Origin of the sequence: Hydrotalea sp. (assembly GCA_030054115.1) — a bacterium.
Lineage (GTDB): Bacteria > Pseudomonadota > Alphaproteobacteria > JASGCL01 > JASGCL01 > JASGCL01.
In genome coordinates, this window is the sequence record JASGCL010000040.1 from 1 (window position 1) to 11,947 (window position 11,947).

Annotated in this window: 9 protein-coding genes; 4 read left to right on the plus strand and 5 right to left on the minus strand. The window is 50.1% G+C overall.

Annotation, left to right across the window (positions count from 1 at the left end; all coding sequences use genetic code 11):
- Positions 1 to 4: 4 nt before the first annotated feature.
- Both QM529_06600 and gmd read right to left on the minus strand, forming a co-directional pair.
- Positions 5 to 919 (minus strand): NAD-dependent epimerase/dehydratase family protein, encoded by a 915-nt coding sequence (locus tag QM529_06600; protein ID MDI9314323.1) that lies wholly within the window; start codon positions 917 to 919, stop codon positions 5 to 7.
- Positions 916 to 1,953 carry a GDP-mannose 4,6-dehydratase gene (gmd, locus tag QM529_06605; protein ID MDI9314324.1) on the minus strand — a complete coding sequence of 346 codons (1,038 nt, stop codon included), beginning with the start codon at positions 1,951 to 1,953 and terminating at the stop codon, positions 916 to 918. Before gmd ends, QM529_06600 begins: the two co-directional genes overlap by 4 nt.
- A 111-nt stretch (positions 1,954 to 2,064) precedes the next feature.
- On the opposite strand from gmd, the gene QM529_06610 reads away from it, so the two are divergent.
- A complete protein-coding gene (locus QM529_06610) occupies positions 2,065 to 3,663 on the plus strand; it encodes a mannose-1-phosphate guanylyltransferase/mannose-6-phosphate isomerase (GenBank protein ID MDI9314325.1) in 1,599 nt (532 codons plus the stop codon).
- Positions 3,664 to 3,829: 166 nt separating this feature from the next.
- Here QM529_06610 and QM529_06615 read toward each other — a convergent pair whose 3' ends face one another.
- The 3 genes from QM529_06615 to QM529_06625 form a co-directional block, all read right to left on the minus strand.
- Positions 3,830 to 5,620 (minus strand): AMP-dependent synthetase/ligase, encoded by a 1,791-nt coding sequence (locus QM529_06615; protein MDI9314326.1) that lies wholly within the window; start codon positions 5,618 to 5,620, stop codon positions 3,830 to 3,832.
- An 87-nt stretch (positions 5,621 to 5,707) separates the two neighbouring features.
- Complete coding sequence (locus QM529_06620) at positions 5,708 to 6,634, minus strand: aminotransferase class IV (protein MDI9314327.1); 927 nt, start codon at positions 6,632 to 6,634, stop codon at positions 5,708 to 5,710.
- 13 nt (positions 6,635 to 6,647) lie between these two features.
- A complete protein-coding gene (locus tag QM529_06625; protein MDI9314328.1) occupies positions 6,648 to 8,909 on the minus strand; it encodes a chorismate-binding protein in 2,262 nt (753 codons plus the stop codon).
- Between the two features lie 105 nt (positions 8,910 to 9,014).
- Here QM529_06625 and QM529_06630 point away from each other — a divergent pair, with 105 nt between their 5' ends.
- The 3 genes from QM529_06630 to QM529_06640 all read left to right on the plus strand — a co-directional run bounded on the left by QM529_06630 (position 9,015) and on the right by QM529_06640 (position 11,942).
- On the plus strand, positions 9,015 to 10,067 hold the full coding sequence (locus QM529_06630) for a carbon-nitrogen hydrolase family protein (protein MDI9314329.1): 1,053 nt from the start codon (positions 9,015 to 9,017) through the stop codon (positions 10,065 to 10,067).
- 54 nt (positions 10,068 to 10,121) lie between these two features.
- Positions 10,122 to 10,652, plus strand: coding sequence for a YcgN family cysteine cluster protein (locus QM529_06635; GenBank protein MDI9314330.1), 531 nt, complete (start codon positions 10,122 to 10,124; stop codon positions 10,650 to 10,652).
- A gap of 114 nt (positions 10,653 to 10,766) precedes the next feature.
- Positions 10,767 to 11,942, plus strand: a complete 1,176-nt coding sequence (locus QM529_06640; protein MDI9314331.1) for a glycosyltransferase — start codon at positions 10,767 to 10,769, stop codon at positions 11,940 to 11,942.
- Positions 11,943 to 11,947: the final 5 nt, after the last annotated feature.

The following is an 11,947-nucleotide window of genomic DNA, read 5'->3' on the forward strand; positions in this document are numbered from 1 at the left end:
ATAATTATATTGTCAAAAAATAATCGTAGGAATCCTTGATGCCGTCGCGCAAGGATTTGGTTGGCTTAAAACCCAATTGGTGAAAAAATTGCGAGTCCATAATTTTTTGTTTCATGCCCACCGGCTTGTCCAGCAGAAATTGCCATTCGCCCGTGAAGCCAATCACCTCGGCCGCCGCCTGGTAATATTCCAAAATGGTGATGTCGTGGTTAACGCCGACATTCACCACCGGCGGCAATTGCGCCAAATGGTCAAGCGCGAACCATATCGCCCCGGCCAAATCATGGGCCGACATCAATTCGCGCCGCGCCGTGCCATCGCCCCATAATTCAACCGATGTTTTTTTTGCCTGCACCGCCTGGTGAATTTTTCTAATCACGCCGGCCGGAAAATGCGATGTCACCGCGTCAAAATTATCATAACGGCCAAACAAATTGGGCGGGATAAGGGTTTTGTATTGCAACGATTTATCCTGCGCCGATAAAAATTCGCATAGTTTCAACACCGCCATTTTCGCCAGGCCGTAGCCTTCATTGGTTGGTTCAAATTTACCGCTGAGCATCGATTCCTCCTTCAACGGATTTGGCGCGGTCTTGGGGTAGATACAGGAACTGCCCAAGTTGATAAATTTTTTCACGCCCAATTCTTTGGCGGCCATCACCAAATTTTTTCCCATCTCAAAATTTTCGATTAAAAAATCGCCCTGCGCATTCATGTTGGCGATAATACCACCGACCCGGCCGGCGGTGTGCACCACCACCTCGGGCTTGGCGTCCTTCATTGATTTTTTTACCTCGGCGAAATTGAGCAAATCCAATTCGGGCCGCACCGGCGCGATAATATCATGTTGTTTGGCCAATGGGTGTTCGCGGCTGTTGCGCCCCACCATGCCACGGCCGCCGCTTAAAAAAATCCTCATAATTTTTTTGCTTCGGCCAAATCAGACGCGGCCATTTCCTTCACCAATTCAGCAAACGAAATTTTTGGTTGCCATTTTAATTTGGCGCGGGCGCGGCTGGCATCGCCCAGCAAGGTATCAACCTCGGTCGGGCGGAAATATTTTGGGTCGACGCGCACGATTTCCTTACCATCGCACAAACCCACTTCGTTCGTGCCGGTGCCGCGCCAGGTAATGTTCATGCCCAATTCCTTGCCCGCCAGTTCGACAAATTCACGCACCGCATATTGCTTGCCGGTGGCGATGACGAAATCCTCGGCCTTATCCTGTTGCAACATCAACCACATGGCCTCGACATAATCCTTGGCATGCCCCCAATCGCGCAGGGAATCCATGTTGCCAAGATAGAGGCATGCCTGCTTGCCCAATTTTATTCGCGCCAAAGCGCGGGTGATTTTGCGCGTCACAAATGTTTCACCCCGCACCGGCGATTCGTGATTAAACAAAATGCCGTTGCAGGCAAAAATACCATAGGCCTCCCTATAATTAACCGTTATCCAATAGGCGTATAATTTGGCCGCGGCGTAGGGACTGCGCGGGTAAAATGGCGTGGTTTCGCTTTGTGCTTCCTTATAAATACCGCCATAAAGTTCAGAGGTTGAGGCCTGATAATAACGGGTAGTTTTTTCCAGCTTCAGGGTGCGGATAGCCTCCAGCAATCTTAATGCCCCCATGCCGTCTGAATTGGCGGTGTATTCGGGTTCCTCGAAAGAAACCGCAACGTGGCTTTGCGCCGCCAGGTTATAAATCTCATCGGGTTTAACCTCGGCCAAAATATGAATCAAGCTGGAGGAATCGGTCATGTCGCCATGGTGGAGGTGGAAATTCTGTTTGCCCTCATGCTCGTCATGGAACAGGTGGTCGATGCGCGCCGTGTTAAACAGCGAGGTGCGACGTTTTATACCATGAACCTCATACCCCTTATTAAGGAGCAATTCGGCAAGGTAAGAACCATCTTGACCAGTGACGCCAGTGATAACCGCTTTTTTCTTCATTTGGTTTACTTAACAAATTTCATTTTATTTAACAACGTGATTTGCAATGGCGCCATAATGGCCGTGACCTTGATTGACAATCGGCAGGCAATTATATAAACCAACCATAACATGAAAAGCGATATGGCAACGATATACCCCGTTTTGTTATGCGGTGGCACCGGGTCGCGGTTATGGCCAATATCGCGCAAGGCCAAGCCCAAGCAATTTTTAAGCCTGCTGGAAAAAAACCAAAGCCTGTTTCAGGGCACCCTCGCCCGTTTGAAAAAAATGCCCAAAACGGCCAATTTGTTGCTGGGGGATGTAACCTGCGTTGGCGCCGGCACCATCGGCGGGGCGGTTGCCCATCAATTTTTTATTCACGACCAATTACGTGCCGAGGGCACCCACGCCACCATATTGTTGGAACCAGCGGGTCGCGATTCGGGCCCGGCGATTTTGGCGGCCAGCATTTACCACCAGCAACAGGTTGCCAAAAACGGCGACGACCAAAATGGCATGATGTTGATTTTGCCATGCGACCATTATATTGCGAACCCGGCGGCATTTTACGCCGCATTGACCTGCGCGGTGGAAACCCTGCGGGTTGAGCATGACGCGATTGTTACATTTGGCATTCACCCCAGCATGCCGTCAAAAAACTATGGTTATATTTTGCCGTCATTCAAAAAAATAAAAAAAGGCAACTTGGGGAAATCGCTTCATTGTTTGCCGATTGATAGCTTCAAGGAAAAACCCGACGCCGCCACCGCCAAAAAATATATCGCCAAGGGTTATTTATGGAACAGCGGGATTTTTATGTTCCACGCGGACACGGTGATAAATGAATATAAACGTCTACACCCCGAGACATATAAATTGGTGGCGGCGGCAATTGCCGGCATAAAAAAAGATTCAAACGATGATTGGTCGTTCGATTGGTTGGCGGCGGATTATGAAAAAATTAAACCCCTGTCGTTTGATTACGCCATTATGGAAAAAAGCAAAAAAACATTTGTTACCACCATGGGCAAGAACGACGATTGGGGTTGGTCCGATTTGGGCAGTTTCGATGAAATCAAACGCCTGCACCAAAGCGACAAGAACAACAATTATGTTCACGAAAGCCACGAGGCCGACAGCATCACCCCCCCGCCGGTGGTGATGGAACAATCGACCAACAACCTGGTCATTAACCAGGGGGAGCAGACCATCGCCCTGCTTGGCGTCGATAACAAGGCGGTGATTGCGTCTAAGGATGCTTTGTTGATTGCCGATTTGGATAAATTGGGCGAGATGAAAAACCTGGTTGCCAATATAAAAACACAACAGGGCAAGGCGAAAAACGCCCACCCGCACGATATTACCACCCACCACAGCGCGGTAACGCGACCGTGGGGTTATTATCAATCGTTAAAAATTGACAATGGTTATCAAGTCAAAAAATTATTTTTAAAACCCAAAGCAAAAATTTCGTTGCAAAAACACAAACACCGGTCGGAACATTGGGTGGTGGTTAAGGGCACGGGGCGCGTAACATTGGGCGAGACCATGGCCACGTTGAAGGATGTTGATTTACAGCGCAACCAGTCGATTTACATTCCGCTGGGGTTTATTCACCGCCTGGAAAACATCGGCACGGAAAATTTGGAATTGGTTGAGGTGCAAACCGGCGGTTACCTGGGCGAGGACGACATCGAACGTTTGGAAGATATTTATCATCGGCAATAACCTCGCCCTACCGCTTCGCTGCTTGAGGGCAATAACCTCGCCCTACCGCTTCGCTGCTTGAGGGCAATAAATTCGCCAATTTAAATTGCGAAAACGGCTGAGCAAAAATACCACTACCCCCCCCCCTTTGTGGCACAAGCACGCGGGTCAAGCGGGCGAACCCCCACTACCGATACAACCCGTCGATATCTTTTTTGTATTTTTCGAGGACGGCGTGGCGGCGGAGTTTGAGGGTCGGCGACAGCATTTCGTTGGCGATGGTGAATTCCTGCGGCGTGACGGTAAATTTTCTGATTTTTTCAAATTGCGCCAATTTTTTGTTGGTGCGGTCGACCGCGGCCTGCAATATTTTTTTCAATTCGTCCGGTTTTTTGCCATGTTGTTGCCACACGTCCTCGGCCACCACCAACAGCGCAACCAGGTAAGATTTTTTGTCGCCATAAACCATCGCCTGGCGAATCGCCGGTTCGAGTTGCAAGGCATTTTCAATTTTTTGCGGCGCGATGTTTTCGCCGCCGCTGTTGACGATAATATCTTTCTTGCGGTCGGTGATATATAAATGGCCGTTGTCCAATTTGCCAATGTCGCCGGTTTTTAAATAACCATCAGCGGTGAAGGCTTCCTTGGTGGCCTTGGGGTCGCGCCAATAACCATTCATCAGGGTTGGCCCCTTTAACAAAATTTCGCCGTCGGGCGCAATTTTTATATCCAAGCCTTTAATCGGCACGCCGACCGAATCCATTCGCTCGTCAAATGGCAAATTGACCGTCGCGGCGATCGAGGCCTCGGTCAGGCCATAGCCTTGCAAAACCCTGACGCCCAATGCGTTGATGAATGCCCCAACCTCCGGGCTTAATGGTGCCCCGCCGGAGATAAAGGCCTTTAAATGCCCACCGAATGATTTTTTTAATTTGCGCCGCACGATAAGCGATAGAAAAAAATTAATGATTTTTTCTTGCCACGTCATTTTTTTTCGCAAGGCGCGTTTCATGCCCAGTTCGATTGTTTTTAGCAATAATTTTTTGGTCATGCCCTTTTGCAATTCGACGCGCGCCAACACGCGGGTGCGCAACGCGTCATACAACCTTGGCACCGCGGTCATGATGGTTGGTTTAACCTCCAACATATTTTGCGACAATTTGTCTAACCCCTCAGCAAAGTAAACCCGCGCCCCCAACGCCATGGCGATAACCGACACGATGTTAAATTCGTAACAATGGCTGAGCGGCAAAAATGACAAAAATGATTCGCGGCCCTGTTTCATTTTTGGCAGACGTTCGAACAATGGCATGACGCCATCGATTATCGCCAATTGCGCCTGGTGCGTCAGCATAACCCCGCGTGGCCGCCCCGATGTGCCCGATGTGTAAAGAATGGCCGAGGTTGCGTTCGGCAATATCGACATCGCCCGTTCGCGCAACGAAACCTTATCCCCCTGGCCGCCGCCGTGCATACGTTGCGTGCCGTGGATGATTTGCGAAAAATAATGGAACTTACTACCGGTTGGGGCAATTTGCGCCAGGTCGCCGCTAAAACCGATGATATGCTTGACCTTGCGCTTGATGGTCGGGCCATCGGCCTGTTGAAAAAGCTGTTTGTTGGAAATAATGGCGACCTTGGCCTCCGAATTTTGCAAAATATAATCGATGGTCGCCGCCGCGGTGCCGGGCATTATCGGCACCGGCGTGCCGCCCATCGCCCAAATGGCGTAAAGGCTGATAATCCATTCGGGGCGGCTTTCCGATAAAATGGCAATTTTGGGCTCGGCCCCAAGGTTCATCTGCTCAAGATATTGCGCCAAAAAATTGACGCGGCGAGAAACCTCTCGCCATGTGACGCCGCTCCAATAGGATTTGTCCTCGTTACCGCTTTTGGCGAACAGCCAGGGGCTGTTTTGGTATTTTTCGGCCCGCGCCAAAAAAAGCGATAAAACATTGCTGTGGTTTATTTGTTCCATATTGCTTTCGTGTTTTGCCTGATTTTTTTCCTAAAAAATAGATATAAAATTTTATCTTTTTATAGCCGAGCCATTTTTTTTTCGCAATTATAATTCGCCATAAAGTCGTGCCAAATCGGCACAAACCGCCCCCACCCCATCAACATTGGGCAATGGGCGGCCGTCGATGGTTTTTATCGGGCTTAGGGACAGGCTGTTGCTGATGAAGCCTGCCTTGGCGTTTTTTATATCGTTCTGGTTTATGGTGGCCGGGTGCAGCTTGATGATACCACTGGCCAATATCATTTGCCGCGCAATGCCGGGGATAATGCCGTCGTTGCCCGCGGGGGTGCGCCAACCATCAGCGAACAGCAAAAAAACATTGCCCACCGTGGCCGACACCAAATTGTCGGCGGTGTTGAGGAGGAGCGCGTCATCGACCCCCGCGCCACAATGGGCGCGCGCCAGCAGGTTATCGCCATACCCCCCCAGCCATTTTATCGCCGACAGGGGGGAGCGATGATTTTTGCGCGTGACATTGGCGATGGTAACCGCGACCGGCGCGGTGGTAAAATGCGGAAAGGCTGGATGGGGCGTAAGCGCCATGGTGATGGTTGGGGCAATTGCCGGCGATGGTTGTTGCAAAGCACCCGGCCACAGGCCGCGACCATTGACCACACCGCGCGTCAGGGTAATGCGCAAAACATAAAGTTTTTGATTATCGGCATGGTTGGCGCGAAGTAATCGTTCGACATCGGCCAATAATAATTCTTGAAGATTTTCTTGGAATTTTTCCGCCAGATGAATTCTTAATATGCCCGCGCCGGCGGTTAACCGCGCCATATGTTCTTGCCACCAAATGACGCGGCCGTTTCTTATCAATATCGTTTCAAACAAACCATCGGCCAATGAAAAACCACGGTCAAACAACGACAGGTGTTTGCCCGTCACCGGTAACAATTCGCCATCGACCATGCAGTGCGTGATGGGGGGCGTGGTTGATTGTGCGCCAGCCGAATGATTATTATCGCTCATGTTATTATCTATATTATTGTTCGTCGATGGTTACATTCATTATTTTTTTTAGCGATTCGATAATCCCAGCGGCCTTCCACAGCAATTCTTGCCATTCGTCGGCCGGGTTGGAATCAACCACGATGCCACCGCCCACCCCCAGGCTGTAACGCCAAGTATTCTTGTGCTTTTCAACCACCAGCGTTCTAATCACCATGGCCAGGCTGCTGGCCGAACCGCCCGCACCACCCCCATTATTAACCGCCCCCACATAACCAAAAATACCGGAATAGACTCCACGGCGGCGTTGTTCCATCTGTTCAATTAATTGCATGGCGCGAATTTTTGGCGCGCCGGTCATCGACCCACCGGGAAATGACGCGCGCAACAAATCAACCACATGTCTATTATCGTCTAATTGCGCGGTTATGGTGCTGACCAATTGGTGAACCTTGTCATAGGTTTCCAGGGCGCAGGTTTTTTCGACCTTAATCGAGCCAGGAATTGCCACCCGCGTGATATCATTGCGCAGTAAATCGACAATCATGATATTTTCGGCGTGGTTTTTTGCCGACGACAATAATTGTTGCGCCAACCTGTCATCCTCAAGCTTGGTTGCGCCGCGTTTCGCCGTGCCCTTGATTGGCTTGGTGGTTATCTTGCCGTGGGGAGAGACCTGCAAAAATTCTTCCGGGCTAAAACACAACAGCGCGTCGGCGGGTTTTGTCATTGTGTCGTCTGCTTTTGCTTGCTCATTATCACGCGCGTCCAGTGACATAAACCCGCGATAGGGCGTGTTGTTATCGCCGCGCAAATGACAATAAAGGTCGAAAGGTTGCGGCGCGGCTTCTTGCGGTTCACCGGCCGGCACCGCCGCCGTTAATTGATTGGTAAGGCATAGTTGGTAAACCTCCCCCTGTTTCAGGGCGGCGATGGCGGTGGTGATATTATTAATATAATTATTTTTTGATTTATCAAACCGCCAAGTAATAGTTGGCCGCGTCGATTGGTTGTTGTTAGCTGTTGTGGGTTGTGCCGGGCTACTGCTTTTACCTGGCGTCTCGGCCATCAACTGGTCAAGCCATTGCTCCATCATGGCGCGTTCTTGTTGCGTGGCAATCGCCAGCAGGTATTTTTGACCACTGGCCTTATGCTCGATAACCAACAAATTGGCGCGGATAAAATAACCATCGGGTATCGCGCTTGTTTTGCTTTGCGTTGGTGCGGCGGTGAAGGCATCGCTACATAACACCCGACCTTCGTAAGACAAAAAACCCATCGGCCCGCCAAAAAAATTGCCGGCGCGAACCTCGGGCGGCAGGCTAGCCAAGGTTTCATCGCTGAACAAAAATTCTTGGCTAGCGGCGGCAACTTGGGCTAAAAAATCATCGCCGGAAATTTTGCCCCTTATATTGCCATCGCCAACATCCGCCACCTGCAATATTTTTTTACCCGCGCCAATGCCAATGCCGATGTATGAAAAACCGCCGCGCCCCCAACCGGTTTTGTCGTCGCCATCCAACCATATGGCTGGCGATTTTGCCAAAAAATGGTTAGAAAATATATCGGCCATCGATAATGCCGTCGGCCACCGGCGACAAATAATTTCTTTGGTTGGTTGCTGGCCGTGGTTTTTATTTTTCGGCGTTGGCTGCGTGCTGGCGGTCGATAATTCTTTCGCCAAATCGGCGGGGTTTTTATTGCTAAGGCTCAGGGTAAAAAAATTCTCCATCATTTTTTTACCGCCGTCGGTTAATATCGATTCGGGGTGGAATTGCACGCCATGTATCGGTTTGGTGCGGTGCACAATCGCCATGATATTGCCGGCTTCGTCCCGCGCGACAACCCGCAAATCGGCGGGCAAGGTTGCTTCATCCACCAACAATGAATGGTATCGCCCAACGGTTAATGGGTTGGCCAGGCCGGCAAACAACCCGGTGCCGTCGTGAAAAATTTTGGTCGCCTTGCCATGCACCGCGGTGCCGGTTTTGATAACCCCGGGTTTGCGCCCGCCGTGGTGGTAGGCAATGGCCTGATGCCCCAAGCAAACCCCCAGCAATGGTTTCTGGGTGGCGGCGATGACATCCAAACAAATGCCGATATCGGCGGCGCGCTCCACCGTGCCGGGCCCGGGCGAAATAATAATATTATCATAATCACCGGCGATAACCTCATCCGCACTGCATTGATTGTTTTTTATAACGCGCGGCGCGTTATTATCGGCGGACAGGCTGGCCACCAAATCAACCAAATTAAAGGTGAAGGAATCAAAATTGTCGATGATGCAGGTTTTCATTGCCATTTGTTGTAAAATAAATTACTATCGATTCTTGAAAATGTAGCATGCGCTAGGACAAGCATCGCGACCAATAGCGCGATTAATAATATGAATGGTAATAACATGACTGACACCCCGAATAATTCCCCAAACAATGTAATGACGAATAACATGATGGCTAATAGCACGATTGATAAAAAAATGGGTGAAGAAAAAACAGCCACGAATAATAACCCGGGCAATAACCCGACCGGCAACGATTCTGCCGGCCCCGACCATAGCAAACCCGCCGCCACAAGCACAGCACCATCCGCCACCGCAAACCGCATCGCCGTGGCGCAAATTTGCAGTGGCCGCAACCCGAAAAAAAATATCGCCCTCATCACCAAATTTATCAAGCGCGCCAAGGCACGTGGCGCGCGGTTGGTCGCCTTCCCCGAGGTATGCAATATCATGGAACGCGACAAAAATACCGCCTGGAATGTTTTGTTTTATGAGGAGGAAGACCCCTATCTTATCACCATTCGTGATTTGGCGAGGGAATTAGGCCTATGGGTTCTGCTTGGTTCTTATTTATTGCGGGCACGTGGTGCCAACGACGACGATAAAAAATTTCACAACCGCTCGCTGTTGATTTCAGATAAGGGCGACATTGCGGCGCACTATGACAAGATTCACCTTTTCGATATTGATTTGGCCGATGGTGAATCCTATCGCGAATCATTGTCGGTGGTGGCGGGGCGCAATGTTGTAACCTGCGACGGGCCGTTTGACGCCGGCGAATTTGGCAAATTGGGCTTAACGATTTGTTACGACCTGCGCTTTCCCTATCTTTACCGCAAATTAAACCACATGGGGGCGGGGGTGATTTTTGTGCCGGCGGCCTTTACCGCCACCACCGGCGCGGCCCATTGGCATAGCTTGCTACGCGCCCGCGCGATTGAAAATGCCTGCTGGATAATCGCGCCGGCGCAAACCGGTCGCCACCCCGACGGGCGGCGCACATTTGGCCACAGCCTGGTGGTCGACCCCTGGGGGCGCGTCGTGGCCGAGGCAAAAAACAAATGCTTCAAAAAAAATCAATTGCTGGTGGTCGACCTTGATAGCAAGGCGATGAACCACGCGCGGGCGCAAATTCCCGCCTATCGCAGTTACCTTGATTATTCACTGGCGTAAAAACCGCCTTGTTTTTTTTGTTATAAGGTTAAAGGCCGCTGCCCCTCCTCTTTTATGAACACACAAAAAAAATTCTGGCAAACAAAAACCTTGCGCGAGATGAGCCAGCGCGAATGGGAATCGCTGTGCGATGGTTGCGGGCAATGTTGTTTGCATAAACTTGACGATGGCGCCGATATGATATTCAGCAATATATCCTGCCACATGCTGGACGGCCAAACCTGCCAATGCAAAAATTATAAGGAACGAAAAAAATTCGTGCCCGATTGCGTGCAATTAACGCCGCGCAAGGTTAAGACCATCGATTGGTTACCCGAAACCTGCGCCTATCGGTTGGTCGATGAAGGCAAGGATTTGCCCGATTGGCATCATTTGGTGTGCGGCGATAAAAACAAAGTGCATGAGGCGGGAATTTCCGCCCGCGGCAGAATTGTCAGCGAGCATGATATCAAGGAAAATATCCTGACCGCGATGGAACGCCCCGAGCACCAATTAAAAACGGCGCGCAAAAAAGAAAAACACCTTATACGCGATATTCTCACCAAGACCCACAAGACCACCGCCCGTTATTTTGGCAACGATTGACAATTAGCTTCGACAAGAAAATGCTACGAGGGGGTATTGCGCCCCCGTGGACTATTGTGTTGAGTTATGCGTATTTTTATTGTTTCGGACATCTATTTCCCCATGATTGGTGGTATGATTAATTTCACCCACCGACTGGCATGGTATTTAAAAAAACGTGGCCATATTATCAAGGTCATGGCCCTGTCTGAAACGCACCGCACCGAGGACCGGGTTATCGACGGGGTGCCGGTTGTTGGCATGGCGTCGTTTGCGCCGGGCATTTATAAAAAAAATTCTTTTCGCGTGGCGATTAACCTCGGCCTGAAAAAAAAGGTGGAAAAGGAAATCCATGCCTTCTCGCCCGATATCATCCATGTGCAGGGGCATTACCCGGTGGCGCGCACCGTTATCGCCCTGGCGAAGCAATATCATATACCAGTTATCGGCACCAACCATTCTATCCCCGAAAATATCATCCATTATATTCCGTTTTATCGCGTGCCATGGATCGAAAAATCATTTTGCCGCTGGGCGTGGCGCGATTTCTGCCGCGTTTATGAACAGGTTGACCGCACCACCACACCGACCAAAAGCTCTATCGATATCATGCAGAAAAATGGTTACAAGCGCACGGTGTTGCCAATATCATGCGGCATCGACACCGATTTGTTTAACCCCAAACACAATGACCCTTATTTGCTTGATAAATACAATTTGCCAAAAGACAAAAAACTATTGCTGTTTGTCGGGCGGGTTGATTTGGAAAAAAAGATTGATTTCGTTTTGCAGGCCATGGCCAAGTTACCGAAAAATTCCGGCAAAAATTCCGGCCAGGATTACAATTGTCATTTTGTCGTCGCCGGCAGGGGTGCCGAGTTAGAGAATTTAAAAAAACTGAGCAAGACCCTGGGGCTTGAACACCGCGTTTCATTTTTGGGGTTTGTGCCCGATGAAGATTTGCCCGGGTTATATGCCCTTGCCAATTGTTTTATCATTGCCAGCATCGCCGAATTGCAAAGCCTGGTAACGATGGAGGCCATGGCATCCGGCCTGCCCATTTTGGCGGCGCGGGTTGCCGCCCTGCCCGAATTGGTGAAGAGCGGCAAAAATGGTTATTTGTTTGATTTAAAAAACCCGGCGCACCTTGCCCTCAAAATTAAAAAAATATTTGATAACGAGGCGTTGCGCGCCACCATGGGCAAGGCCAGCCTTGCCATGATAAAAAAACACAACATCGACAACACGATGCACATGTTTGAAAAACTATATGACGAGACCATCGCCGAAAAAATGAACCGCGCGGCGTGAGGGGG